Source organism: Microvirga tunisiensis, assembly GCF_009296175.1.
Taxonomy (GTDB): domain Bacteria; phylum Pseudomonadota; class Alphaproteobacteria; order Rhizobiales; family Beijerinckiaceae; genus Microvirga; species Microvirga tunisiensis.
Map to the genome: position 1 here is coordinate 1 of NZ_VOSK01000071.1, position 26635 is coordinate 26635.

The window sequence follows — 26635 nt, forward strand, 5'->3', positions numbered from 1 at the left end:
TATAGACGAAGCTCAAGGCCTTACCGCGCCGATACCGCGAGACCTGAACGGTCTGTCCGAACAGCGGATGCCAGGGATACGCAATGGTCGCAGATCGAAAACCGTATGCTCTATGTCGCTTGTTGGCGCCAGCGTCACCAGCATATAGAACAGAACCGGCAGTTCGAACTGGTTATGGTAAGCGTTCTGGACCTGCAGGATGCGGCTGGGCCAGTTGCGCTCGCCCAGCGCGACGTCCTTCACCTTCACCTCTCCGGCGCGCAGGCTGCCCAACCGCGAGCTGCCCATCCAGAGCAGCAGGATGAAGGTCAGCGCGACCTGGACGTAGACCGGAAGAAGGATGGCGGTGATGCTCACGGGCGGGACCTCGACTGAAGCTTAGCTGCGAGTCGGGTAATTAGGGCTTTCCCGCGTGATCGTCACGTCATGGACGTGGCTCTCGCGCAGACCCGCGCTGGTGATGCGGATGAACTGCGCCTTCTCGCGGAACTCGGCGAGGTTCGCACCGCCCACATAGCCCATCGAAGCGCGAAGGCCGCCGGTGAGTTGATGCAGAACGCCTGAGACCGGGCCCTTATAGGCCACCTGCCCTTCGATGCCTTCCGGCACGAGCTTCAGGGTGTCGCGCACCTCCGCCTGGAAGTAGCGGTCCGCCGAGCCGCGGGCCATGGCGCCGACCGAGCCCATGCCGCGGTAGGACTTGTAGGAGCGGCCCTGGTAGAGGAAGACCTCGCCTGGGGTTTCGTCCGTGCCGGCGAGCAGCGAGCCCACCATGGCGCAGGAGGCGCCGGCGGCGAGCGCCTTGGCGAGATCGCCCGAGAACTTGATGCCGCCGTCGGCGATCACCGGAACGTCCGCCTGGGAGGCCGCCTCGACGGCCTCCATGATGGCCGTGAGCTGAGGCACGCCGACGCCCGCCACGATGCGGGTGGTGCAGATGGAGCCGGGGCCGATGCCGACCTTGATCGCATCCGCGCCAGCGTCGATGAGGGCCTGCGCGCCTTCCCGCGTCGCCACGTTGCCCGCAATGACCTGAACGGCGTTCGAGAGCTTCTTCACCCGGGTGACGCTCTCCAGAACCTTCACGGAATGGCCATGAGCGGTATCGACCACGACCACGTCGCAGCCTGCATCGATGAGACGCTCGGCGCGCTCGAAGCCCTGCTCGCCCGTGGTGGTGGCGGCGGCGACCAGAAGGCGGCCCTGCTCGTCCTTCGCCGCGTTCGGATAGGCGACCTGCTTCTCGATGTCCTTCACCGTGATCAGTCCGATGCAGCGGAAATGGTCGTCGACGACCAGGAGCTTTTCGATACGGAACTGGTGCAGAAGATGGCGCGCCTCGTTCTGGCTGACGCCCTCACGGACCGTGATCAGGCGGTCCTTCGTCATCAGTTCGGAGACCTTCTGGCCGGGGTTGCTAGCAAAGCGCACGTCGCGGTTGGTCAGGATACCGACGAGCTTGCCCTTGGCGCCGCTGGGTCCGCGCTCGACCACCGGAATGCCGGAAATGCCGTGATGCTTCATCATCGCGAGCGCATCGGCCAAGGTCTCGTCCGGATGAATGGTGATGGGGTTCATCACCATGCCCGACTCGTAGCGCTTCACGAGGCGGACCTGCTCGGCCTGGGCTTCCGGCTCGAGATTGCGGTGGATCACGCCGAGGCCGCCGTTCTGGGCCATGGCGATGGCCATGCGGGCTTCCGTCACCGTATCCATGGCGGAGGCGATAATCGGCATGTTGAGGCGGATGGTCCGGGTCAGCTGGGTCGCCACATCCACGTCACCGGGCAGGACTTCGGAGCGGCCGGGCCGGAGGAGCACATCATCGAAGGTCAGTCCATCGATGATCTTATCGGCTAAAACAGGGGCCATGAACCAACTCCTTTAGGGGTGCGCGGATGAGAGAATAACGCTTTGGCGAGTTGGCACGGGTCCGTAGCACGGGCTTGTCATTTCGCAAAGCGTCGAGCGGCGCATTCCCCGAAGACCTGCCTTGCGCCTTTTTACCCTTTGCAAGGAGGTTGCAGGGCGCTAAGTCCGCGAGTCATGCGCCAATCCCGCTTTCTCCCGCTGATCATCGCCACGGCCCTGTTCATGGAGAACACGGATTCGACCGTGATTTCGACGTCCCTGCCGATGATCGCGCAGAGCCTGGGGACTGACCCGATCGCTCTCAAGCTCGCCCTGACCTCGTATCTGGTGAGCCTCGCCATCTTCATCCCGATCTCCGGCTGGATGGCGGACAAGTACGGCGCGCGGACGATCTTCACCACCGCCATCGGCGTGTTCATGGCGGGTTCGCTTGCCTGCGCGGGCGCCAATTCCCTCGAGTGGTTCGTGATCGCCCGCTTCGTCCAGGGCGCCGGCGGGGCCATGATGGTGCCGGTGGGCCGCCTTGTGCTGCTGCGGAGCGTCCAGCGCAGCGAGGTGGTGCAGGCGCTCGCCACTCTGACGATCCCGGCCCTCGTCGGCCCGATCGTCGGTCCGCCGCTCGGCGGCTTCATCACCACTTATTTCGACTGGCGCTGGATCTTCTTCATCAACATCCCCATCGGGGTCCTCGGCATCGTGCTCGCGACAATCTTCGTGCCGAACGTCAGGGAGGAGGATACGCCGCCGCTGGACTTCATCGGCTTCGTGCTCTCAGGCTTCGGCTTCGCGCTGCTCATGCTGGGCTTCGCCTCCGGCGGGCGCCACCTCATCCCGGCGGAGATCTCGACCGGATGCGTGGTGATCGGCGCAATCTGCCTGGTCCTCTATGTCTTCCACGCGCGGCGCACGCCCTATCCGGTCCTGCAACTCCGCCTCCTGAAGATCCCGACCTTCCGCATCAGCGTGGTCGGCGGCTTCCTCTTCCGTGTCGGCATCGGCGCCATCCCGTTCCTGCTGCCGCTGATGCTGCAGGTCGGATTCGGGCTCAGTCCCTTGGCGTCCGGTTCACTCACCTTCATCGCGGCCGTGGGTGCCCTGTTCATGAAGACCATGGCCAAGCGCATCCTCGAGCGAACGGGCTTCCGCAGGCTCTTGATCGTCAATGCGTTCATCGGAGCGGGCTTCGTCGCCGCCAACGGGTTCTTCACGCCCGAGACGCCCCACTGGCTGATCATGATCGTTCTTCTGGTCGGTGGCTGCTTCCGCTCGCTCCAGTTCACCAGCCTCAATGCCATCGGCTATGCGGAGATCTCCAACCGGGAGATGAGCTACGCCACGAGCCTGTCGAGCGCCCTCCAGCAGGTGTCGCTCAGCATCGGCGTGGCCTTCGGCGCCTTCGTGCTGGAAGTCGCCGCGAGCCTCGACGGCAACCCTGTGATCACGGCGGCCGATTTCGGCCCCGCCTTCTGGGCCGTTGCGATGGTGTCCGCTTTGGCCGGTTTCGTCTTCATCGGACTTTCTCCAACTGCTGGAGCCGAGATGTCGGGACACAGGATTGTGAAGGAAAAACCTCCTTCCACCGGCCTCGGGGACGGTATGTCCGGCCGATAGGCTGCGCTAGCTTTCGTGCGGGACCAGGAGGCCACCCCATGGATCAGCGCATTATCGACCTCTACGACGACTTCACCCACGGCGGCATGAGCCGCCGCAGCTTCATCGACAAGCTCGGCGCCTTGGCCGGAAGCGCGGCAGCCGCGACGGCCCTGCTGCCGATCCTGCAGAACAACTACGCCCAGGCGCAGACCGTCCAGGAGAACGATCAACGGATTACCGCCGAGATCGTGGATATTCCCGGCGCTCCGGGACTCAAGGGCTATCTCGTGAAGCCGAAGGACGCCACGGGTAAGCTGCCGACCGTCATCGTCATCCATGAGAACCGGGGTCTCAACCCGCACATCAAGGACGTGACCCGCCGCATGGCGACCGAAGGCTTTATCGCGCTCGGCCTCGATTATCTCTCGCCCATGGGCGGAACGCCGGAGGATGAGGATAAAGGCCGCGACATGATCGGCCAGCTTAAGGCATCGGATATCCTCGCCTACGGCAAGGCGGCGGTGGCCTATCTGAAGGGCCGCCCGGACAGCAACGGCAAAGCCGGCGCCGTCGGGTTCTGCTGGGGCGGCGGCGCGGTGAACAACCTCGCGGTCAACGAGCCGAACCTGAAGGCAGGCGTCGCCTATTACGGCGGCCAGCCAAACGCGGAGGACGTTCCGAAGATCGATGCCGCGATGATGATGCATTATGGCGGGCGCGACGAGCGCATCAATGCCGGCATCCCGGCCTACGAGGCGGCGCTGAAGCAGGCGGGCAAGACCTACGAGATCTACGTCTACGAGGGCGCCAACCACGCCTTCAACAACGACACCAACGCTGCCCGCTACGACAAGGAGGCGTCGGATCTCGCGTGGCGACGGACGGTCGGGTTCCTGAAGAAGAACTTGGCTTAAGGAATTCTCCTCACGTCATGGCCGGGCCTGTCCCGGCCATCTCGATTGGGAGGGCATCGCGCTCCAAAGAAGCGAGATCACCGGCACAAGGCCGGTGATGACGTGTTGGCTGCTCGACAAATCAATCTGGGTCGTTGTTGGCGCTCAGCCGGGAGTAACAGCACTACCTTAATCCTCGAACGCCTCGACCTGTACCCGCTCACCGATCATGAAGGCGTCCGCCACGAGGCGGAACGGGGCGACGTCGACTTCCGACTGGCGCGTGTTCAGCAGGGTATCGAAACGCTGGTAGATGCCCTGGTACTCCGCGGGCTCCTCCTGCACCATGAGCTTTCCGCCGATCTCCAGGCAGCTTCCGCCATGGGTGAGCTTGAGATTCAGGCCGGCCTCGGTCTCCACCTCGATGTCCCAGGTCTGCGGGCCGGTCTGGCGCCAGTCGAAGACCGCCTGCAGGTCGCCGTCGCCGTGGCTTGCCGAGAAGGTGAGATGAGCAGCGATTGGCGCGGCGCGATTGGCCGGGAATTCCAGGCTGGAGCTCTTGATGAAAACCGGCTCGGGCATGATGCGGGTGACAATGGAGAGCGCGTTGATCCCAGGATCGAACACGCCGAAGCCACCGGCCTGCCAGATCCATTGCTGGCCCGGATGCCAGTGGCGCACGTCTTCCTTCCAGGTGACCAGAAGCCGCTTGATGACCCATCCGGCGAGCGCCTTCTTCGCCTCCTCGACCGCTTTGTTGTACTGGGCGTGCCAAGTCGTGAACACGACCTTGCCCATCTTCGCGGCGAGCTCCTTGAGATCTTCTAGTTCGCTCAAAGTGGCCGCGGGCGGCTTTTCCAGCAGCACGCTCTTGCCCGCCAGAAGCGCCTCGCGGGCGATCTGATGGCGGACCTGGGGCGGCGTGCAGATCGACACGGCCTCGATCTCGGGCAGCTTCAGAAGGTCCCGGTAATCCTGATAGGTGTACTTCGCCTCATCCGGCTGCAGCCCGCGCTGGCTCGCGACTGCCAGAAGCTCGAAATCCGGATTACCCTTGATCGTAGGCAGATGCTGATCCTGAGCGATCTTGCCAAAGCCGATGATGCCGATCTGGTGCGCTGCCATGGTCGTGGTCCTTACAATCAAGGGCTTCGGATTCGATGCTCATTTTAACTGGCGCATCGTTCGGAGCGGAGAACCGGATCCACTTTTACGCACGATGCGTTAGGCCTGTCAGGCTGCGGGCGTCTCGTCCGCCCGTCCCCGGAAACCGGTCGCCAGCACATAGAGTTCCGCCGAGTCGGCCCGGCTCGCTGCGGGCTTCACGTGGCGCACCACGGCGAAATCGCGCTTGAGGTCGGCCAAAAGCTGGTTCTCGGTGCCGCCCTGGAACACCTTGGCGACGAAGGCGCCGCCGGGTGCGAGGATCTCGCGGGCGAAATAGATCGCCGCCTCGGCTAGACCGATGATGCGCAGGTGATCGGTCTTCTTGTGGCCGGTGGTGTTGGCCGCCATGTCGGACATGACCACGTCGGCAGGACCGCCGAGCATCTCGATCAGCCTGCCGGGAGCGCTCTCGTCCAGGAAGTCGAGTTGGATGAACTCGACGCCTGCCATCGGATCGATGGGCAGGAGGTCGATGCCGACAACCCTGCCCTTCGGACCAACCACCTTGGCGGCGATCTGCGACCAGCCGCCGGGCGCGGCACCGAGATCGACGATCTTCTGGCCGGGCTTGAGGATCTTGAACTTTTCGTCGATTTCCAGCAGCTTGAAGGCCGCACGCGAGCGATAACCCTCGCGTTTGGCGCGAGCGACGTAGGGATCGTTGAGCTGACGCTCGAGCCATTTCTGCGAAGAGAGGGATCGCTTGTTGGCGGTCTTCACGCGCTGCTTGAGATTGCGGACCCCGGAACCTGTCTTGGCACTCACCGCCGGCCCCCTCGCCACACCGAATCCTCTCGCATCATCTTCATCAAAATTCCTTCGCGCAGTCCGCGATCCGCGATGCGCAGGCGCTCCGAGGGAAAAGCCCGCCGGATCGCTTCCAAGATGGCGCAGCCCGCGAGAACCAGATCGGCGCGTTCCTTGCCGATGCAGGGGTTCTCCGCACGCTGCGTGAAATCCGAATGCAGCAGACGCTGCATCACTGTCGAGATCTCGCCGTTGCGCATCCACATCCCGTCGACCCGGCGCCGGTCGTAGCGCGCAAGGCCCAAGTGAATACCGCCGACGGTCGTGACGGTTCCCGAGGTCCCGAGCAGATGGAAGTTGTGGCCTCGGCCCGCCGGGGCTGCCACGAGCGAGAAATCGAGCAGAAGTTCGGACACCTCCTCGACCATTCCCTCGAAGGTCTCGGGCGTGACGTCGATGCCGCCATAGCGCTCGGCCAGCGTCACCACGCCGACGGGCAGCGAATCCCACGCCCGGATGCGCTTGCACGGATCGGCGAAGGCATGCGGCGCCTGGCCGTCGAGCCACGCGATCTCCGTCGAGCCGCCGCCGATATCGAACACGATGACGGAATGAGCCTTGGGATCGACAAGGGACGCGCAGCCCGTGACCGCGAGATAGGCTTCCGTCTTGCGGTCGACGACCTCGAGATCGAGGTCGAGTTCGTCGCGCACGCGATCGATGAAGAACGGGCCGTTCTCTGCGAGCCGGCAGGCCTCGGTCGCCACGAGGCGCGCCCGCGCCACATCCTTCGCCGCCATCTTCTCACGGCAGACACGAAGCGCATCGAGGGTACGTCCGATCGCGTCGTCACTCAGGCGATTGCCCAGGCCGAGGCCTTCGCCGAGCCGCACGATGCGCGAGAACGCATCGACGACGCGAAAGCCGAAATGCGCAGGTTCCGCAATGAGAAGGCGGCAATTGTTCGTACCTAGATCGAGCGCCGCATAGCTCTTGGAGGAACGCCGCCGATGATCCGTCCGTGCCGGCGAGGGACGCTCCGCAACCAAGGCCGTGCCGTTTGCGGATCCATTCAACGGATCCGCATGTCGGTCTCCTGGTTCTGCGGTCACGTCCACTTTGACGGTCAAAACGAATCCCCGAGCATCCCTATCGAATGCCTTGTTTGAAGAAGAGAGTAACCATCGCCCTGCCGTCCTGCCAAGAGCAGGGCCTGCAGATTGTCGCCCACCCTCCCGGGGAGCGTCAGAGCCGAAGGTCCTTGAAGCGCTCCGTCAGACCCTGAAGAACATCGGATCCCACATTGGCGATGGCCACGCGTAGATGCCCTTCCTGGCCGGGGCCGAAATAGCTCCCCGGCAGGCACAGGACGCCCCGCTCCGTCGCGAGCTTCTCCGCCACCTGCTGCGCCCCGGCCTCCGGGAAGGGATGGCGGAGATAGGCGAAATAGGCGCCGACCGACTCGATCTTCCATTCCGGCAGAGGCGCGAGAGCGTCTTGAAAAACCTGTGCACGCCGGTTGATCTCGGCCCGGTTGTCCTCGCGCCAGTCGCGCAGGGCGTCGATCGCCCATGGCAAAGCGGCCTGGGCCGTACGCGGGGCGCAGATCTGGATGCAGTCGAGGATCTTGGCGATGTGCTCGATCACCAGGGCATCGGCCGTGATGGCTCCCGTTCGGTGACCCGGGATCGCGTAGGATTTCGAGAACGAATAGAGCTGGATCACCGTGTTGCGCCATTCATCGCCAATGAACAGACCATGGGCGCGGTTCACCTCCTGCGGCAGGAAGTCCCGGTAAGTCTCGTCGATCACAAGATAAATGCCGCGCTTGCGGCAGAGTTGCGCGAAGCGTTCGATCACGTGAGCGGGATAGACGGCCCCGGTCGGATTGTTGGGTGTGACGAGGACAACGGCCCTGACCTTCTCGTCGATCAGCGGTTCCGCGTCCTCCACTCGCGGAACGAATCCGGTCTCGGCCCGGCAGGGCAGCGGACGCGGCTCGATGCCGAGCATGTCGAGGGTCATCTGATGATTGAAATACCAGGGCGTCGGCAGCAGCACCGCTTCGCCGCGATGGGCGAGCAGCATCATGGCGGCGAAGAAGGCCATGTTGCAGCCCGCCGTGATCGCCGTGTCGTCCGGTGCGATCCGGCCTTCATAGAGGCGGGAGAGATCGGCGGCGTAGGCCTGACGGAAGGGCGCATCGCCGTTGATGGGACCATATTGCGACCCGACCGCGGAGCCGGCTGCAGCCGCCATCCGCTCCAGCAGGCTGGCGTGGGGGGCGTTGCCCGGAACAGCCTGCGAAAGGTTGATCAGCGGCCCGAACGAACCGTCATAGCGCTTGATCCAGCTCTGCGCCTCGGGGATCGGAGGGCTCCCCACGTCCGCGACGAGAGGATTGATGGAATTCGCAAGACCGGGCGCCATGAGACCGTTCGACTCCAAAAAATGTAAGGGCAGGACGTCCGGTGAGCCTCCACCGAAACCTCCTGCCCTTCAAGATCCTTATCGCCCGGCTTCTGACAGCCGGGCTCCGAGGATGATCCCTTAGTCCTTCGCGCGCTCCACGTAGGAGCCGTCTTCCGTCATGATGACCACGCGGGTGCCGGCCTGGATATGGGGCGGCACCAGGGTGCGCACACCGTTCGAGAGCATGGCGGGCTTGTAGGACGAGGACGCCGTCTGGCCCTTCACGACCGGCTCGGTCTCGGTGATCTCGAGGGTGACGCGGGCCGGCAGCTCGAGGGCGATCGGGACACCGTTGTGGGTCGAGAGCATCACGGCCATGCTTTCCTGAAGGTAGGGCTTGAGGTCGCCGATGATGTCCTGCGGCACGGTCACCTGATCGTAGGTTTCCGGGTTCATGAAATGGAAGCCCTCGCCGTCCTCGTAGAGGAAGGTGTGCTCGCGGTCTTCCACGAAGGCGCGCTCGACCTGCTCGGTGGTGCGGTAGCGTTCGGAGACCTTCACGCCGTCGGAGATGCGGCGCATGTCGAGCTGGGTGACCGGCGTGCCCTTGCCGGGGTGGATGTTCTGGGCGGTGAGGACCACATAGAGCTTGCCGTCCATGTCGACGACGTTGCCTTTGCGGAGCGTAGAGGCGATGACCTTCACGGGAAGCTTTCCTTGTGACAGATAGGGGCGCGTCGGGAGGGTCGGGTCGTCCTGCCCCCCAGTGGCACCGAAAACGGTTTCGGAGCCGCAAGTAGCCTATCTTGGCGCAAATCGCCAGTCCGACCTTAACGAGCGCCTTTGGAATGGATCACCTTGTGCCTGCACCCTCTCCCTGGTGGACGCCGCATGTCCATGCGGATCGGCGCCCGTTTCTTCTGGGCCGGAACCGCATCCAGGCGGCCCTGCGAGGATTCTTCGCAGGGCGCGACTTCGTGGAGGTCGATACGGCCACGCTCCAGACCTCGCCGGGGAACGAGGCACATCTCCATGCCTTCGCGACCGAAGCTGTCGGGCCCGACGGATCGCGGGCGTCCCTCTACCTCCACACCTCCCCCGAATTCGCCTGCAAGAAGCTGTTGGCGGCGGGCGAGACCCGCATCGCCTGCTTCGCCCATGTCTACCGCAACCGCGAGCGCGGCCCCCTGCACCACCCGGAATTCACTATGCTCGAATGGTACCGGGCGGGCGAGAGCTTCGAGACGCTCATGAAGGATTGCGGCGAGATCCTGGGCCTCGCCGCCGAGACGGTCGGCACCCGCACTCTCACCTACCGGGACCGGGAGACCGATCCTTTCCAGGAACCGGAGCGCCTGAGCGTGGCCGAGGCTTTCGAGCGCTTTGCCGGCATCGATCTTCTCGCCTCCCTCGACCGGACCGGCGCGACAGACCGCGAACACCTGGCCGCCAGCCTGAAGGCGGCGGGCCTGCGCGTGGCCGTGGACGATACCTGGGCCGACCTGTTCAGCCGCGTCATCGTGGAGCGGCTCGAGCCAAATCTCGGCCTTGGACGGACCACCATCCTGGACGAGTACCCGGTGGCGGAAGCGGCCCTCGCCCGACCGACCGTCCGCGACCCTCGCGTGGCGGAACGGTTCGAGCTCTATGCCTGCGGCGTGGAACTCGCCAACGCCTTCGGCGAGTTGACGGACGCGGCCGAGCAGCGTCGGCGCTTCGAGGCCGAGATGGTGGAAAAGATGCGGGTCTATGGAGAAAGCTACCCCGTGGACGAGGATTTTCTGGCGGCGCTGAGCCAGATGCCGGAGGCCAGCGGCATCGCGCTCGGCTTCGACCGGCTGGTGATGCTCGCCACCGGCGCCTCGCGCATCGATCAGGTGCTCTGGGCGCCCGTGCCGGAGACGAGCCGTTGAACGCGATCCGTTCCATCCGGACCCCTGCGGAATTGACCGATGCCGGTCTTGTTGCCCCGGACCGTCTGGCCGGGATCGAGCGCCTGGCCGAGCGCTATGCCATCGCGATCAGCCCCGCCATGGCCGCGCTGATCGACCGGGCCGACCCGAACGATCCGATCGCACGCCAGTTCGTGCCGGATGCGGCCGAGCTGAATGTGACGCCCGAGGAGCGCGCCGATCCCATCGGGGACCTCGCCCATTCGCCGGTCGAGGGCATCGTCCATCGCTATCCCGACCGGGTGCTGCTCAAGGCCGTGCATGTCTGCCCGGTCTATTGCCGTTTCTGCTTCCGCCGCGAGATGGTGGGGCCGCAGGGACTCGGCACTCTCTCGCCCGATGCCATGGACGTGGCGTTTGCCTACATCGGCGATCATCCGGAAATCTGGGAGGTAATCCTCACCGGCGGCGATCCGCTGGTGCTCTCCCCGCGTCGCCTCACCGAGATCATGCAGCGGCTTTCCGCCATCGACCACGTGAAGATCGTCCGCTTCCACACCCGCGTTCCCGTGGTCGAGCCGGAGCGGATCGACGACGCTTTGATCGCGGCCCTGATGGCGAGCGGAAAAACCGCCTATGTGGCCCTCCATGCCAATCATCCGCGCGAGCTGACGCCCACGGCCCGTGCGGCCTGCGCGCGGCTCGTCGATTCAGGCATCGTCATGATCAGCCAGTCCGTGCTGTTGAAGGGCGTCAACGACGATCCCGATACGCTCGCCGCCCTCATGCGGGCCTTCGTGGAGACGAGGGTGAAGCCCTATTACCTCCACCATCCGGACCTCGCCCCCGGCACGAGCCATTTCCGCCTGAGCATCGAGGAAGGCCGTGCCCTGGTCGCAGGCTTGCGCGGACGGATCTCGGGGCTCTGCCAACCAACCTACATCCTCGACATCCCTGGCGGCCATGGCAAGGCGGCGATCGGACCGGATGCCATTCGGCAGGAGTATGCAGGCCGCTATACGGTCTCGGACTTCAAGGGCGTTGAGCACACCTATCCACCTTCGGAATAACATAAGTTAGTTCAATTACTTAGTCGACCGGTTTCGGGAACATTGGCCTCGACCAGGCTTTGACTGATGCGCCTTCGCGCCCGTATGCAGCCAAGCCGGATGAGGATTGTTCATGCGTTTCATTCCAACCCGTATCCATGGTGCCATCGACTATCTGACCGGGCTCGCCTTGATCATGGCTCCCTTCGTGCTCGGCTTCGCCGATAATGGACCGGCCCAATGGGTGCCCATGATCCTTGGAGCCGCCATCCTGGTCATGAGCCTCATGACCGATTACGAACTCTCGCTGGCGAGGCTGATCCCGATGCGGGCTCATCTCGGCGTCGATGCGGCGGGCGGCCTGCTGTTGGCGGCCTCGCCGTGGCTTTTCGGCTTCGCGGATCAGGTGTTCTGGCCTCACCTCATCATCGGTGTGTTCGAGATCGCCGTTGCCCTGACGACGAACACGGTACCCGACACCGCCGACGTCGGTGTTGGCCGCGACTACGGCCGATGATCCGCAGCCTTCGCTTCCCTCGAGACGACCTCGGCCGCAAACTGCAGTAAGATCGCCCCCGAGCAGGTTCGACCGGGACCTGCGGGAGGCGGAGCCCGACGATGGCGAACGATGCGGTCAAGCCGGCCGAACCCGAAGAGCAGCAGCGCGTCGACTCCACCTTCCGCAACGGCTCGATCACGGCCATCGGCGTCGTCGTCGGCTTCTCCCTGGGATTCTTGAGCCGCTGGTCGGCGCTTCCCGGGGAATGGATGCAAACGGATCTCGTCGCGGTCACCTCGATCACGTTGGGCCTCGCCCTGCAGGTCAAGGCGCTGGCGGATCTGCTCCTTGTCTCCTCGCTGCAGCTCAAACGGTACAACCGCTCGATCCGGTTCTTTCTGACCGGCCTGATCCTCGTCGGCCTCGGTGTCGTGTTTGCCGTCTTCGCCGATCTGTTTGGCTTCGGCGGCATCGTTCTTCAGGGGTGATGGCTCAGTCGAAGCCCGGCTTACCGCTGCGACCCTTCTTGATATCGGACCGCCGCCCCTTCGCCTCGAGCCTGCGTTTCTTCGATGCCAGAGTCGGCCGCGTGGGGCGGCGCGGCTTCGGGCGCTCGGTCGCCTGACGGATCAGCTCGACCAGTCGTTCGACCGCATCCTCCCGGTTGCGCTCCTGACTGCGGAAACGCTGGGCCGTGATGACGAGAACGCCCTCATTCGTGAGCCGCTTTCCGGCCAGCCGTTCCAGTTTCTCCTTCACATAATCGGGCAAAGACGGGGAATTGCGCACGTCGAAGCGCAGCTGAACGGCTGTTTCGACCTTGTTGACGTTCTGGCCGCCCGGACCGGAGGCGCGGATGAAGCTTTCCTGGAGCTCCGATTCATCGAGCGCGATGGAATTCGTCACCTGGATCATCAAGGGCCTCGGACCGGACGGGAGAAAAACAAGTGGGGCGTCAGGATCGAATTCCAATGCAAGCTTATCCGGCGCTTGTCGATGGCCTCGATAGGACTTAAGCGCCTCATGCACGCAGCTTCTCCCGGAGCGCATCCTCCGGCTTCTTCCATGGCTTTCCATGTCTGCCATTCTCGCCAGCCTGATCCCGACCTTCCTGATCATCGCCACCGGCTGGCTCTGCCGGGCGACGAATTTCGTGAGCGAGCAGCACTGGGCCGGGCTTGAGCGCGCCACCTACGTGATCTTTTTTCCGGCTCTCATCATCGACACCTTGTCCCGCGCCGACCTTTCTTCCGTGCCCGTCCTCGGCGTCGGCGGCGCGTTGATCGGCGCCATCCTGACGATGGCCGCCCTCGTGCTGGCCTTGAGGCCCGTGTTGGAGCGCAGGCTCGGTATCGACGGTCCGAGCTTCACCTCCATCTTCCAGGGCGCGACGCGCTGGAACACCTTCGTCGGGCTTGCGGTCGCGGGAAGCCTGTTCGGACAGCGCGGAATCGCCCTGATCGCGGTCGCTATCGCGGCCATGGTGCCGCTCCTCAACCTGCTGGCCTTCTATGTCTTCATCCGGTTTGCAGGCAGGCCCAGGCAGAGCCCGTGGGACATCCTGCGCTCGTTCCTGACCAACCCCTTCATCTGGTCCTGCGCCGTGGGCCTCGTGCTCAATGTCCTGGCTCCGCCGCTTCCGAAGCCTATCGCGGGGTATATCGAGGTGGTGGGGCGGGCGGCGCTGGCGGCAGGTTTGCTGATCGTCGGCGCAGGCCTCGACATCCGAAGGCTCGCCAGCCCCGGCTTGCCTCATGTACTGGCTGCGGGCCTCAAACTCATCCTGATGCCGATCATCGCAGTGACTTTTGCCGGCTTCATCGGTGTAACCGGCAGCGACGTGACGGTGACGATCATCGCGGCATCCGTACCATCAGCCAGCGCCGCCTATGTGCTCGCCCGCCAGATGGGCGGCAATGCCAGCCTCATGGCCGAGATCCTGACCCTGCAGACGCTGCTGGCCCTCGCGTCGATGCCACTAATGATCTCCCTTTTGAGCTGATTATACAACCTAAGGTTAGGTAAAATGCGCTTGTTTTATTTTTGGTTGTGCTACAATCTAGCTGACTTGAAACAAAGGGACAGTGTCGGCCTCGATGTCCAAACCCCCGCGCCAATTCCTCAAAGCCCCGGCTCCGAACGATCAGCAGGCGACGGCCGGTGCGGCCGACTCTGGTCAGACAGGCATGTCGGTGATGGAAACGGCTCAGTACATTTCTGAATTTGCCGCGGAGCTATCATTCCTCGCCCGTGAGGCAAGGCTCGATCTTCTGACCTATCTCCTGGATATGGTGCGCTTGGAGGCTATCAGGACGCTTCAAGTGGCTGAAAAGGACCGGTAAGCCGTTCAACGCCCGACAATCAGTGACACCGCATTGCCGCCGTGGCGTTCCAGGCGTCCGGCGATCTCTAGCTCCAGCAAGGCCATCTGAACATTGCGGATCGAGAGGCCGGACTGCCGGACGAGATCGTCGACAGCAACCGGCGAGGGTCCGAGAAAAGCGATCAGATCGGCCTCTTCCGCACCCGCTTCCTCATCGAGGCCAGCCTCGGGCATGACCGGCCGCACGGGAGCGCGGACGATGTCGGGAAGGTCCGGTTCGTCCCAGAGCTCTTCGGAGCCGAGGGTGTAGTGCGGCTCCTCCGCGCCCTGGTCGAGGCGGGGACCGGAGGCGATCAGAGGCTCCAGGACGCTCGTCACATGCTCGACGCCGGCGCAGAGGGTCGCGCCCTCGCGGATGAGATCGTTCGTGCCCTCGGCGCGGGGGTCGAGCGGCGAGCCCGGAACGGCAAAGACCTCCCGCCCCTGCTCCAGCGCGAAGCGTGCGGTGATGAGCGAGCCCGAGCGGCGCGCCGCTTCGACGACGATGACGCCATAGGAGAGACCCGACACGATTCTGTTCCTGCGCGGGAAATCCCGCCCCCGCGGCTCCCAGTCCATGGGCATCTCCGAAATCACCGCCCCGCCCTGTTCCACGATGGCCTGCAGCAGCGGCTCGTTCTGGGCCGGATAGATCCGGTCGTGACCACCGGCCAGGACGGCAACCGTCCCGGTCTCCAGCGTCGCCTTATGGGCCTTCGTGTCGATGCCTCGCGCCAGCCCGGACACAACCACGTAACCGGCCTCGCCGAGCTGGCGCGCCAGGCGCTCCGCGAAGGTGAGGCCGGAGGCCGAGGCGTTGCGCGATCCGACGATAGCAACGGAGGGTCTGGCCAGAACGTCGGCCGACCCGCGAAGAGCCAACAGGGGCGGTGCGGTATCGACGGCCTGCAGGGTTTTCGGATAATCCGGCTCGCCCATTGCGATGAAGCGAACGCCAAGGCGCCTGGCAGCGGCCATCTCCTTCTCGGCCTCCGCCCGGCTGCAGACCTTCAGCATCAGGCGCCCGCCGCGACGGGCGAGATCCGGCAAGGCCTCCAGGGCACCGGCGGCGCCGCCATATTGGTTGATCAGGGCGCGGAAGGTGCGCGGGCCCACTTTCTCCGAGCGGATGAGGCGAAGCCAATCGAGACGCTGCTCATCCGTCAGGATCATGGATTATCCCTTCTGCCCAATCTTGCCCTCGGTCCCGGCGAGAAGGCGGCTGATGTTCTGGCTGTGCTTCCACCAGAGGAGCGCCACGAGGATGATCGTCGTTCCGGCCATTCCGGGCTCACCGAGAAGCCAAAGGACGACGGGCGTTGCAGCGCTGGCGACCAGGGCGGAGAGCGAGGAATAGCGGGTGGCGAAGGCAATCCCGATCCAGATCAGGACGAAGATCAGGGCGGCCAGCGGCTTGAGGCCGATCAAGACGCCGATGAAGGTCGCGACGCCCTTGCCGCCCCTGAACTTGAGCCACACGGGAAAGAGATGGCCCATGAAGGCACCGAGTGCCGCAACCGTTGCGAATTGCGGCCCCCATTGCGCGGCGATCAGCACCGCGGCCGTGCCTTTGAGCGCATCGCCGAGCAGAGTCGCGGCGGCGAGGCCCTTACGCCCTGTGCGCAGCACGTTGGTGGCGCCGATATTGCCGGAACCGATCTTCCGCACATCGCCCAGGCCCGCCATGCGGGTGAAGATCAGGCCGAACGGAATCGAGCCCAGAAGATAGCCGAAGATCAGAGCGGCCAGCAGGTGCAGGAGGTTGGCTTCGTCAGACATTCATTTCTCGTTACATCGTATCGCGCTGAAAAACTACCCTGCCCGCAACCATCGTCATCGAAACCTGTCCTTCCAGGCGGGCTTCGTCGAAGGGCGTGTTCTTGGACAGCGACTTGAGCTGGCGCTTGTCGAGAACGTAAGGCGCATCCGGATCGAAGACGATGAGATCGGCCGGTGCGCCCACGGCAAGACGGCCGCCCGGAAACCCGAGGATTTCTGCGGGTTTCGTGGAAAGCGCGTGCAGGAGCCTGGGCAGCGGGATGTGGCCCGCTTGGACGAGGCGCAAAGCCGCCGAGAGCAGCGTTTCGAGCCCGACCGCCCCGTTGGCTGCCTCGGCGAAGGGCAGCCGCTTGTTCTCCACATCCTGTGGATTGTGATCCGAGACGATCACGTCGATGGTGCCGTCGGCCAGCGCCTCGATCATCGCCTGCCGGTCGTCCTCGTGCCGGAGCGGTGGCGAGAGCTTCAGGAAGGTCCGGTAATCGCCGATGTCGTTCTCGTTGAGGGCCAAGTGATTGATGGAGACCCCGCAGGTGACCGCCAGCCCTCTTTCCTTCGCGCCCCGCACGATCTCCGCCGAATCGGCGCAGGAAATCATCGCCGCGTGATAGCGCCCGCCCGTGAGGCGTACGAGCCGGATGTCGCGCTCGAGCATCACCGTCTCGGCCTCGCGCGGGATGCCGGGCAGCCCGAGCCGTGAGGCAAACTCGCCCTCGTTCATCACACCCTGCCCGACGAGGTCGGGATCTTCCACGTGGTGGATGATCAGCGCGTCGAAATCGCGGGCATAGGTCAGAGCCCGGCGCATCACCTGGGCATTCGTGAGCGAGCGTGCGCCGTCCGTGAAGGCGATGGCGCCGGCTTCCTTGAGGCGGCCGATCTCCGCCATCTCCTGCCCCTCCAGCCCCTTCGTCAGGGCGGCGGCCGGGCAGATATTGACGATGGACGTGTCGCGCGCACGGCGCACGATGAAATCGATGACGGCCGGATCGTCGAGCACCGGGCTCGTATCGGGCATGGACACGACGGTGGTGACACCACCGGCCGCTGCCGCCTCGCCGGCGCTCTTGAGGGTCTCGCGATAGGGACCGCCCGGCTCGCCGATGAAGGCGCGCATGTCGATAAGACCGGGGCTGAGCACCTGCCCGCCGCAATCGATCACCTGCGCGTCGGCCGCTTCCGCGATTTGCGGGCCGACAGCCTGGATGACGCCGTCGCGCACCAGAACCCCGCCACGCTCCTCGCGGCCGCTGGCGGGATCGATCAGGCGAGCGTTCTTGAACAGGATGGGTTGGTTGCTCATGACGCCTCTCACCGGTTCGGAAGATGGCTCGCCAGAGCCTCCAGCACCGCCATGCGCACGGCGACGCCCATCTCGACCTGCTCGCGGATCAGGGACTGCGCGCCGTCCGCCACGTCCGACGAAATCTCCACGCCCCGGTTCATCGGCCCCGGATGCATCACGAGCGCGTCGGGCTTGGCGAAGGCGAGCTTCTCCTGATCGAGCCCGTAGAAGCGGAAATACTCCTTCACCGAGGGCACGAACGAACCGTTCATGCGCTCGCGCTGCAGGCGCAGCATCATGACGATGTCCGCATCCTTCAGCCCCTCCTTCATGCTGGTGAAGGTCTCGAACCCGAGCCGCGCGATGCCCGGCGGCAGCAGGGTCGAGGGGGCGACGAGACGCACCCGCGCGCCCATGGCGGCGAGCAGGATCATGTTGGAGCGTGCCACGCGCGAATGCAGGATGTCGCCGCAGATCGCCACGGTGAGGCCTTCGATGCGGCCCTTGTTGCGGCGGATGGTGAGCGCATCGAGCAAGGCCTGGGTCGGATGCTCGTGCGCGCCGTCGCCCGCATTGACCACCGAGCAGTCGACCTTCTGCGCGAGCAGATGCACCGCACCGGCTGCGTGATGACGCACGACGATGATGTCGGGCCGCATGGCGTTGAGCGTCACGGCCGTGTCGATCAGCGTCTCGCCCTTCTTCACCGAGGACGAGGCGACCTGCATGTTCATCACGTCGGCGCCGAGGCGCTTGCCGGCGATCTCGAAGGAGGATTGGGTGCGGGTCGAGGCCTCGAAGAAGAGGTTGATCTGGGTCCGGCCGCGAAGGCTCGACTTGCTCTTCTCGATCTGGCGGCTCACCTCGACCTGTTCGTCGGCCAGATCGAGAAGCGCCTGAATGTCCAAAGGAGACAGCCCCTCGATGCCGAGGAGATGCCGGTGGGGAAATACGGATCGGGGGGCGTCAATCATCTTAAAGCGATGGCTATAGGCGCTCCGGCAAACGGCGGCAAGCAGGCTCTCTACGCGAGACGCCATTCAACCCTAGAATAAACAGGGATTGTGCCGCGGGGCGATGGCCATGCACTCGTTCGACACCCATGACGTTCTCAACCAAACGCCGCCCTTCGGCGACGTGAACCTGATCGCGACCAACCGTCCCCTGCTCGACGCGGTGAAGGTCAGCGGCGTCGACGCGGCGGAGGCGGAGGGCCTCGTCACCTTTGGTGAAGCCTGGGGTTCGGCGGAACGTTTCGACATCGGCCGCCTCGCCAACGAGAACCCTCCGAAGCTGCGAACACACGATGCGCGGGGATACCGGATCGATGCGGTCGAGTTCCATCCCGCCTACCATGTGCTGTTGCGGGCCAGTATGGAGGACGGTCTCCATGCCTCGGCATGGGATGAGCCCAGGACCGGTCATGCCCACGTGGCGCGGGCGGCGCGGCTCTACACGGCGGCCGGTGTCGAGAGCGGGCATATCTGCCCCATCACCATGACCCATGCCTCGGTGGCGGCGCTGGCGGCTTCGCCCAGCCGACTCGCCGAGTGGCTGCCGAGGATCCGCTCACGGAATTACGATTCCCGCTTCATCCCCTTCTGGGAGAAGACAGCCGTCACCCTCGGCATGGGCATGACCGAGAAGCAGGGCGGCACCGATGTCCGCGCCAACACGACCCGTGCCGCAGCCAAGGCCGGGGACGAGTATGCCCTCACAGGCCACAAATGGTTCATGTCGGCCCCGATGTGCGACGCTTTCCTGGTGCTCGCTCAGGCTCCGGGCGGGCTCACCTGCTTCCTCGTTCCCCGTTTCCGGCCGGATGGCTCACTCAACGCCGTTCATCTGCAGCGGCTGAAGGACAAGCTCGGCAATCGGTCGAATGCCTCCTCCGAGGTCGAGTTCCAGGAGGCCCTTGCCTGGAGAATCGGCGAGGAAGGCCGCGGGGTGCGCACTATCATCGGGATGGTGCAGCTGACCCGCCTCGACTGCGCCGTGGCCTCGGCGGGCCTCGTGCGGATGGGGCTGGCGCTCGCCATGCACCATGCCCGGCATCGCAGCGTGTTCCAGAAGAAGCTCATCGATCAGCCCGCCATGCGGATGGTGCTGGCGGACCTCGCCCTTGAGAGCGAGGCCATGACGGCTCTCGCCCTGCGGGCCGCACACAGCTTCGATGTCGAGCGCTCTGACGATCACGAGGCGGCCTATGCCCGGCTCGTCACCCCGGCCGCCAAGTTCGGCATCTGCAAGGCCGCTCCGCGTCTCCTCTACGAGGCCATGGAGTGCCTCGGCGGCAATGGCTATGTGGAGGAGAGCGCCCTGCCCCGGCTTTACCGTGAGGCCCCGGTCAATGCGATCTGGGAGGGCTCGGGCAATGTGATCGCCCTCGACATCCTCCGCGCGGAGAACCGGGAACCTGAGGTCGCGGCCTCCGTTCTGGAGCGCCTGATGACAGACGTTGCCGAACTTCCCGGCGCCTCGGATGCCGCGCGGGACATCGTTCTGGCCCTCCAATCCTTCGACGCCGAGGCGAAGGCCAGGTTCGTAGCGGAGCGGCTTTTCATCCTGGCCGCCACCGCCGCCCTTGCCCGCTCCGCGCCGCCTCAAATCACCGAGGCCTATGCCCTCACCCGCCTTGCCGCCCCCTCCCGGATGATCGGTGCCAACGACCTTGGGCCGGCGGTAATTCCCTTGCTGGAGCGGGCCTTCGTGGCCATATAGGAAACATACGTACAAGTCCGATTTGACTTGTCGGCGATCATCAACCACTTATCCCGCCCTGCGACCGTCAGGGGCTGACCGCCGTGTCTGCCCTGGTAACAGGGCATCCGCGTGCTCCCGCTTTTAGGAAATCGTTCATGAAAGTCCTCGTCGTCGAGTCGCCTGCAAAGGCCAAGACGATCAATAAGTATCTCGGCAAGGACTACGAGGTCCTGGCCTCCTTTGGGCATATCCGCGATCTGCCCGCCAAGGACGGCTCGGTCGACCCAGATGATGATTTCCGTATGATCTGGACGCTCGAGGACAGGGGCTCGAAGCGGGTCACTGATATCGCCAGGGCGATCAAGGGAGCCGAGAAGCTCATCCTCGCCACCGACCCGGACCGGGAAGGCGAGGCGATTTCCTGGCACGTGCTGGAAGCTCTGCGTGAAAAGCGCGTCCTCAAGGATCTGCCGGTCGAGCGCGTGACCTTCAACGCCATCACCAAGGATGCGGTGCTGGCGGCCCTGCGCCAGCCGCGCGAGATCGACCAGGCGCTCGTCGACGCCTATCTGGCCCGCCGCGCCCTCGACTATCTCGTGGGCTTCACCCTCTCTCCCGTGCTCTGGCGCAAGCTGCCCGGCGCCCGTTCGGCAGGCCGCGTGCAGTCGGTGGCGTTGCGCCTCGTCTGCGACCGCGAGCTCGAGATCGAGACCTTCAAGCCGCGTGAGTACTGGTCCCTGATCGCCACCCTCGCCACCAAGGACGGCGGCGTGTTCGACGCGCGCCTCGTCGGCGCCGACGGCAAGAAGATCCAGCGCCTCGACATCGGCAACGGCAAGGATGCGGAAGCTTTCAAGAAGGACCTGGAGCTCGCGACCTTCTCGGTGGCGAACATCGAGGCGAAGCCCGCCAAGCGCCACCCCTACCCGCCTTTCACAACCTCGACCCTGCAGCAGGAGGCTTCGCGCAAGCTGGGCCTGGCGCCTGCCCAGACCATGCGCATCGCGCAGCGGCTCTATGAGGGTGTCGATATCGGCGGCGAGACGGTCGGCCTCATTACCTATATGCGTACGGACGGCGTCGACATGGCGCCGGAAGCCGTGCAGGCCGCCCGCCGCGTCATCGGCAAGGAATACGGCGATCGCTACGTGCCTTCCGCGCCGCGCAAGTACACGACAAAGGCCAAGAACGCCCAGGAAGCCCACGAGGCCATCCGCCCGACGGACATGGGCCGCCTGCCGAAACAGGTGGCGAAGTATCTGGAGCCCGAGCAGGCACGCCTCTACGACCTGATCTGGACCCGCACCGTGGCCAGCCAGATGGAATCGGCGGAACTCGAGCGCACCACGGCCGACATTGCGGCCCAGGTCGGCCCGCGCAAGATCGACCTGCGCGCCACCGGCCAGGTGATCAAGTTCGACGGCTTTCTCACGCTCTACAACGAGAGCAAGGACGACGAAGGCGACGAGGATGAGGGCCGCCTGCCGCCGATGAAGGCCGGCGATCCGTTGGAACGCCGCCGCATCGCTGCGAGCCAGCACTTCACCGAGCCGCCTCCGCGCTATTCGGAAGCATCCCTCGTGAAGCGCATGGAGGAGCTCGGCATCGGCCGTCCCTCGACCTATGCAGCCGTGCTGCAGACCCTGCGCGACCGCGAATACGTCAAGATCGAGAAGAAGCGGCTCGTGCCCGAGGACAAAGGCCGCATCGTCACCGCGTTCCTGGAGAGCTTCTTCCGCCGCTATGTGGAATACGATTTCACCGCGGATCTGGAGGAGCAGCTCGATCGAATCTCCAATTCCGAGATCGACTGGAAGCAGGTACTGCGCGACTTCTGGCGCGACTTCTCCGCCGCCATCGGCGGGACGAAGGAACTGCGCACCACGGAAGTGCTCGACGCTCTCAACGAGCTGCTCGGGCCGCATATTTTCCCGGACAAGGGCGACGGCTCCAACCCGCGCACCTGCCCGACCTGCGGCACGGGCCAGCTCTCTCTGAAATTGGGCAAGTTCGGCGCCTTCATCGGCTGCTCCAACTATCCCGAGTGCAAATACACCCGCCAGCTTGCCGCCAGCGGCGTCGAGGGTGAGGGTGACGGCTCGTCGGAGAACGGCGGCACGCCGGGCGTGAAGGTGCTGGGCACTGATCCTGAGACGGGCCTGGAGGTCACGCTGCGCGATGGCCGCTTCGGCCCCTTCGTCCAACTCGGCGAAGGCGAGAAGCCCAAGCGCTCGTCCCTGCCCAAGGGCACGTCCCCGGCTATGGTCGACCTGGAGAAGGCGTTGAAGCTCCTGGCGCTGCCGCGCCAGGTGGCGACCCATCCGGAATCGGGTGAGCCGATCCTGGCGAGCATCGGCCGCTACGGACCTTACGTTCAGCACGGCAAGATCTACGCCAATCTCGGCCCTGGCGACGACGTGCTGGAGATCGGCGCCAACCGGGCGATCGACCTGATCGTCACCAAGGAAAGCGGCGGAGGTGGCGCCCGACGCGGCGCGGCCGACCCCGGCCGTCCCCTCGGCGACGATCCGGAATCGGGCAAGCCCATCGTGGTGAAGGCCGGACGCTTCGGGCCCTACGTGACCGATGGCGAGACCAACGCCACCCTGCCGCGTACGCTTCCCGCCGAAGCGGTGACGCTGGACGAGGCCATCGGCCTCCTCAAAGCCCGCCGTGCAGCCGGTCCGTCGAAGAAACCGACCCGTGGACGCAAGGCTCCGGCCAAGAAGGCTGCGGCCAAGGCGCCCGCCGCGAAGAAGACCGGCACGAAGACGGCGGCGAAGAAGAGTACAGCCAAGAAGCCTGCTGCAAAGAAGGCCTCGTCTAAGACGGCAGCCGCCAAGAAGACAGCCAAGGCAGGCTGATCCCGATGCGGGAGTGGCTGTCCTGGCTGTCGGTGGAATATGCCGACCAGATCGAGATGACGTTGCGCCTCTGCGGCGCAACCATCGCCGGCATGCTCATCGGGATCAACCGGGACATTCACAACAAGCCGATCGGTATGCGCACCCTCGGTCTCGTCGGCCTCGGCTCCGCCATCGTAATCCTGTCGGGCTCGGTCTATGAGGGCCTTCATTTCGGTCAGGATGCGGTCAGCCGCGTCGTGCAGGGCATCATGACGGGTCTGGGCTTTCTGGGTGCGGGGGCAATCCTGCGGGGCCGGGACCAGATGCAGGTTCAGGGCCTGACGACGGCGGCGACCGTCTGGATCGCGGCAGGCCTCGGTGTCACGGCTGGGCTGGGTGCCTGGTTCATCACCATCGCCGGCACGCTCGTCACGCTCTTTCTGCTGACCTACGGCACACGCCTTGAGCGGAGGCTCATTCGTATTTTCGGCAACAAACCGGATGCAGGGGATTTAGAAGACTAGTCCGAGCCCGAGCACAGCGACGGCTGCCATGCCGAGCCAGATCAGGCTGGCCCCATAGGAACGGTGGGCGACAGGGGTCGTATCCGGCTCCTCGAAGGCGAAAGCCTCACCGGCGTTGCGCGCGGCGCGGTCCAAGTGAAGCTTCTGTGCCGGTCCTAAAGTCGTCTGCGTCGCCACGCCCAAATCTCCCGTCAAGCTCATGCTTAACCTTTCCAACGTGAATGGAATTTAAACAGTTCCTTGTGACAACCGAAAGACATCCTTTCGGGGGAAATCGCTGGTAACCTTTACAAGCTAACCTGATTTCGCTTTTGTCCCTCCGGACGACAAACTACCCTTTCCGTTTCCGTTTTGTTCACGTATAAAAACGGTATGGGATATAGTGTAAAGAAACGCGAATCATCATCTCGGACCAAGGTCCCAATGACAGACAATGACGATCTCTTCGGGGGCGCAGCCGCCAAACGCGCTGCACCTGCCTCGGCCCGCAATGCCGCCGTCAAGGTGTCTCGTCCCGCGCCCCAACAGGGCACGCCGGGCGAAGCTGGCTATGACGCGTCCGCCATCGAGGTGCTGGAGGGGCTCGAGCCCGTCCGCCGCCGCCCCGGCATGTATATCGGCGGTACGGACGAGAAGGCCCTGCACCACCTCTTCGCCGAGGTGATCGACAATTCCATGGACGAGGCTGTCGCGGGACACGCGACCTTCATCGAGGTGGAGCTGGAGGAAGGCGGCTGGCTGTCCGTGACCGACAACGGTCGCGGCATCCCGGTCGATCCGCACCCGAAATTCCCGAAGAAGTCGGCCCTCGAAGTCATCATGACCACCCTGCACGCGGGCGGCAAGTTCGACTCGAAGGTCTATGAGACCTCGGGCGGCCTGCACGGCGTCGGCGTCTCGGTGGTGAACGCCCTCTCCGAGATCCTCGAGGTCGAGGTGGCGCGCGGCCAGACCCTCTATCGGCAGATCTTCGCCCGCGGCCTTCCGCAGGGCAAGCTGGAGACCGTCGGGCGCGTGCTCAACCGGCGCGGCACCAAGGTGCGCTTCAAGCCCGATCACCAGATCTTCGGCAAGGACGCCCATTTCCAGCCGCGCCGCCTGTTCAAGATGGCCCGCTCCAAGGCCTATCTGTTCGGCGGCGTCGAAATTCGCTGGAAATGCGCGCCGTCCCTGATCGAAGGCACCGAGAACGTTCCGGCGGAAGCGACCTTCAAGTTCCCGAACGGCCTGAAGGACTACCTGCTCCACGATATCGAGGGGAAGGACCTGGTCACGGACCAGCTCTTCTCCGGCAAGATCACCAAGCCCGGAAGCCACGGCTCGCTGGAATGGGCAGTCGCCTGGATGACCAACGAGGACGGGTTCTCCATCTCGTACTGCAACACGGTGCCAACGCCTGACGGCGGCACCCACGAGAACGGCCTGCGCATAGCGCTCCTGCGTGCTCTGCGCGAGCACGCCGAGCGCGTGGGACAGTCGAAGCGCATGGCGGCCGTGACCACCGACGACGTGATGGCCACCTGCGCGTCCATGCTCTCGGTCTTCATCCGCGAGCCGGAGTTCCAAGGTCAGACCAAGGACAAGCTGGCCACAGTGGAAGCCGGCCGCATCGTCGAGAACGCGATCCGCGACACCTTCGACCACTGGCTCGCGGCGGCTCCGCAGCAGGCCAACAAGCTCCTCGACTGGGTCATCGACCGGGCGGAGGAGCGCCTGCGCCGCCGCCAGGAGAAGGAGGTCGCCCGCAAGACCGCGACCCGCAAGCTGCGCCTGCCCGGCAAGCTGGCGGATTGTTCCAATGCCGGCGCGAAGGGCTCCGAGCTCTTCATCGTCGAGGGCGACTCGGCCGGCGGCTCCGCCAAGCAGGCCCGCGACCGCGCCTCTCAGGCGGTGCTTCCGCTGCGTGGAAAGATCCTGAACGTGGCCTCGGCCGGCAGGGAGAAACTGCATCAGAACCAGCAGCTCTCCGACCTTGTCCAGGCGCTGGGCTGCGGCGCGGGCTCTCACTACAAGGATTCCGACCTGCGCTACGAGAAGGTCATCATCATGACCGACGCGGACGTGGACGGCGCCCACATCGCCTCGCTGCTGATCACCTTCTTCTACCGGCAGATGCCGCGCCTCATCGATGGCGGGCACCTGTATCTCGCAGTCCCGCCCCTCTATCGGCTGACCCAGGGCTCGAAATCGGCCTATGCCCGCGACGATGCCGACCGGGAAAAGCTGATGAAGACGGTGTTCAAAGGCAACGGCAAGGTCGAGATCGGCCGCTTCAAAGGCCTCGGCGAGATGCTCCCGGCTCAGTTGAAGGAAACCACGATGGACCCGAAGAAGCGCCTGCTTCTGAAGGTGGTCGTGGAAGCCGACGACAGGCCGGAAGCCAGCGACGCGGTCGAGCGCCTGATGGGCAACAAGCCCGAAGCCCGTTTCGCCTTCATCCAGGAACGCGCAGCCTTCGCCGACGAGGCGGATCTGGACATTTAAAGGAAACTTCGGGTTGCCGGGATCACATCCGATCGGTCATGACCGGGCTCGTCCCGGCCATCGACGTCTGGTTGTCGCTAGTGTTCTGTCACTGACGAGTGATTCCGAAATCCGATCCGACGTGCGATCCTGCTCTGATGGGCAAGATCGAACGCATTGAGGTTCCCGCCGCTGATCGAGATCGCTTGGAGAGCTTGGTCGGTGACCGCAACACATCCCAGAAGGTCGTCTGGCGGGCTCGGATTGTTCTGCTGGCTGGTGAGGGCCTGCGCGCTACCGAGGTCGCCGGCCGCGTCGGCACGAGCACTCTGACGGTGAGGCGCTGGCGCCGCCGCTATGCGCAGGCGGGCGTCGACGGGCTTCTCAAGGACGCCACCCGCCCGCCAGGGCGCAAGCCCCTGACGGCCGCGGTGATCCAGCGGGTTGTCGACATGACCCTGCCTGAGAAGCCGCCGCGAGCGACGCAGTGGAGCGTGCGCTCGATGGCCGCTGTCACAGGCCTGTCCCACACCAGCGTGCAGCGGATCT

At 64.8% G+C, this 26635-nt stretch carries 26 protein-coding genes; 13 read left to right on the plus strand and 13 right to left on the minus strand.

All coding sequences use genetic code 11. The features are described from left to right. Positions 1-12 precede the first annotated feature (12 nt). Both FS320_RS17995 and guaB read right to left on the minus strand, forming a co-directional pair. Complete coding sequence (locus tag FS320_RS17995; RefSeq protein WP_162003075.1) at positions 13-357, minus strand: MAPEG family protein; 345 nt, start codon at positions 355-357, stop codon at positions 13-15. A gap of 21 nt (positions 358-378) precedes the next feature. Then, positions 379-1872 carry an IMP dehydrogenase gene (gene guaB / locus FS320_RS18000; protein ID WP_152713203.1) on the minus strand — a complete coding sequence of 498 codons (1494 nt, stop codon included), beginning with the start codon at positions 1870-1872 and terminating at the stop codon, positions 379-381. A gap of 174 nt (positions 1873-2046) precedes the next feature. Here guaB and FS320_RS18005 point away from each other — a divergent pair, with 174 nt between their 5' ends. Beyond that, a complete protein-coding gene (locus tag FS320_RS18005; protein WP_152713204.1) occupies positions 2047-3483 on the plus strand; it encodes a DHA2 family efflux MFS transporter permease subunit in 1437 nt (478 codons plus the stop codon). A gap of 38 nt (positions 3484-3521) precedes the next feature. Continuing rightward, a complete protein-coding gene (locus tag FS320_RS18010) occupies positions 3522-4379 on the plus strand; it encodes a dienelactone hydrolase family protein (protein WP_152713205.1) in 858 nt (285 codons plus the stop codon). Positions 4380-4547: 168 nt separating this feature from the next. Here the strand turns inward: FS320_RS18010 and FS320_RS18015 are convergent, their stop codons facing one another. From FS320_RS18015 to efp, 5 genes are all read right to left on the minus strand, one after another. Then, positions 4548-5483, minus strand: coding sequence for a Gfo/Idh/MocA family protein (locus FS320_RS18015; protein ID WP_152713206.1), 936 nt, complete (start codon positions 5481-5483; stop codon positions 4548-4550). A gap of 108 nt (positions 5484-5591) precedes the next feature. Next, on the minus strand, positions 5592-6290 hold the full coding sequence (locus tag FS320_RS18020; RefSeq protein ID WP_162003076.1) for an SAM-dependent methyltransferase: 699 nt from the start codon (positions 6288-6290) through the stop codon (positions 5592-5594). After that, a complete protein-coding gene (locus FS320_RS18025; RefSeq protein ID WP_420846742.1) occupies positions 6287-7348 on the minus strand; it encodes a Ppx/GppA phosphatase family protein in 1062 nt (353 codons plus the stop codon). Before FS320_RS18025 ends, FS320_RS18020 begins: the two co-directional genes overlap by 4 nt. Before the next feature lie 169 nt (positions 7349-7517). Further along, complete coding sequence (locus FS320_RS18030) at positions 7518-8702, minus strand: aminotransferase (protein ID WP_152713208.1); 1185 nt, start codon at positions 8700-8702, stop codon at positions 7518-7520. 120 nt (positions 8703-8822) lie between these two features. Further along, positions 8823-9344, minus strand: a complete 522-nt coding sequence (efp, locus tag FS320_RS18035; protein ID WP_244627208.1) for an elongation factor P — start codon at positions 9342-9344, stop codon at positions 8823-8825. A 200-nt stretch (positions 9345-9544) separates the two neighbouring features. On the opposite strand from efp, the gene epmA reads away from it, so the two are divergent. From epmA to FS320_RS18055, 4 genes are all read left to right on the plus strand, one after another. Then, on the plus strand, positions 9545-10597 hold the full coding sequence (epmA, locus tag FS320_RS18040; RefSeq protein ID WP_162003078.1) for an EF-P lysine aminoacylase EpmA: 1053 nt from the start codon (positions 9545-9547) through the stop codon (positions 10595-10597). After that, positions 10594-11646 (plus strand): lysine-2,3-aminomutase-like protein, encoded by a 1053-nt coding sequence (locus FS320_RS18045; protein WP_152713211.1) that lies wholly within the window; start codon positions 10594-10596, stop codon positions 11644-11646. The genes epmA and FS320_RS18045 overlap by 4 nt, the downstream gene beginning before the upstream one ends. A 112-nt stretch (positions 11647-11758) precedes the next feature. Next, complete coding sequence (locus tag FS320_RS18050; RefSeq protein ID WP_152713212.1) at positions 11759-12142, plus strand: SPW repeat domain-containing protein; 384 nt, start codon at positions 11759-11761, stop codon at positions 12140-12142. Positions 12143-12243: 101 nt separating this feature from the next. Further along, entirely contained in the window at positions 12244-12612 is a 369-nt protein-coding gene (locus FS320_RS18055; protein ID WP_152713213.1) for a hypothetical protein, read from the plus strand. A 4-nt stretch (positions 12613-12616) separates the two neighbouring features. Here FS320_RS18055 and arfB read toward each other — a convergent pair whose 3' ends face one another. Beyond that, the gene (arfB, locus tag FS320_RS18060; protein ID WP_152713214.1) at positions 12617-13039 is read right to left on the minus strand and encodes an alternative ribosome rescue aminoacyl-tRNA hydrolase ArfB; all 423 of its coding nucleotides are present in this window, start codon (positions 13037-13039) and stop codon (positions 12617-12619) included. Between the two features lie 160 nt (positions 13040-13199). Between arfB and FS320_RS18065 the strand changes: the two genes are divergently transcribed. Further along, complete coding sequence (locus FS320_RS18065; protein ID WP_152713215.1) at positions 13200-14126, plus strand: AEC family transporter; 927 nt, start codon at positions 13200-13202, stop codon at positions 14124-14126. A 94-nt stretch (positions 14127-14220) separates the two neighbouring features. Further along, positions 14221-14466 (plus strand): hypothetical protein, encoded by a 246-nt coding sequence (locus tag FS320_RS18070; RefSeq protein ID WP_152713216.1) that lies wholly within the window; start codon positions 14221-14223, stop codon positions 14464-14466. 5 nt (positions 14467-14471) lie between these two features. On the opposite strand, the gene dprA is transcribed toward FS320_RS18070, so the two are convergent. The 4 genes from dprA to FS320_RS18090 are packed head-to-tail and all read right to left on the minus strand — an operon-like array spanning position 14472 to position 18524. Then, on the minus strand, positions 14472-15659 hold the full coding sequence (gene dprA / locus FS320_RS18075) for a DNA-processing protein DprA (protein ID WP_152713217.1): 1188 nt from the start codon (positions 15657-15659) through the stop codon (positions 14472-14474). A 3-nt stretch (positions 15660-15662) separates the two neighbouring features. Next, a complete protein-coding gene (plsY, locus tag FS320_RS18080; protein ID WP_152713218.1) occupies positions 15663-16265 on the minus strand; it encodes a glycerol-3-phosphate 1-O-acyltransferase PlsY in 603 nt (200 codons plus the stop codon). A 10-nt stretch (positions 16266-16275) separates the two neighbouring features. Continuing rightward, positions 16276-17568 carry a dihydroorotase gene (locus FS320_RS18085; RefSeq protein WP_152713219.1) on the minus strand — a complete coding sequence of 431 codons (1293 nt, stop codon included), beginning with the start codon at positions 17566-17568 and terminating at the stop codon, positions 16276-16278. 8 nt (positions 17569-17576) lie between these two features. Beyond that, a complete protein-coding gene (locus FS320_RS18090; RefSeq protein ID WP_152713227.1) occupies positions 17577-18524 on the minus strand; it encodes an aspartate carbamoyltransferase catalytic subunit in 948 nt (315 codons plus the stop codon). Between the two features lie 103 nt (positions 18525-18627). Here FS320_RS18090 and FS320_RS18095 point away from each other — a divergent pair, with 103 nt between their 5' ends. The 3 genes from FS320_RS18095 (at position 18628) to FS320_RS18105 (ending at position 23623) form a co-directional block, all read left to right on the plus strand. Next, positions 18628-20271, plus strand: a complete 1644-nt coding sequence (locus FS320_RS18095; protein WP_152713220.1) for an isovaleryl-CoA dehydrogenase — start codon at positions 18628-18630, stop codon at positions 20269-20271. A 137-nt stretch (positions 20272-20408) separates the two neighbouring features. Next, complete coding sequence (gene topA / locus FS320_RS18100) at positions 20409-23117, plus strand: type I DNA topoisomerase (protein WP_152713221.1); 2709 nt, start codon at positions 20409-20411, stop codon at positions 23115-23117. 5 nt (positions 23118-23122) lie between these two features. Further along, a complete protein-coding gene (locus FS320_RS18105) occupies positions 23123-23623 on the plus strand; it encodes an MgtC/SapB family protein (protein ID WP_152713222.1) in 501 nt (166 codons plus the stop codon). Here FS320_RS18105 and FS320_RS18110 read toward each other — a convergent pair. Beyond that, positions 23612-23824, minus strand: a complete 213-nt coding sequence (locus tag FS320_RS18110; protein WP_152713223.1) for a hypothetical protein — start codon at positions 23822-23824, stop codon at positions 23612-23614. The genes FS320_RS18105 and FS320_RS18110 overlap by 12 nt on opposite strands. A gap of 222 nt (positions 23825-24046) precedes the next feature. Between FS320_RS18110 and parE the strand changes: the two genes are divergently transcribed. Continuing rightward, positions 24047-26107 carry a DNA topoisomerase IV subunit B gene (gene parE, locus FS320_RS18115; protein WP_152713224.1) on the plus strand — a complete coding sequence of 687 codons (2061 nt, stop codon included), beginning with the start codon at positions 24047-24049 and terminating at the stop codon, positions 26105-26107. 137 nt (positions 26108-26244) lie between these two features. Beyond that, positions 26245-26635: helix-turn-helix domain-containing protein (locus FS320_RS18120; protein ID WP_152713225.1), on the plus strand; the 391-nt coding region annotated here is incomplete at its 3' end.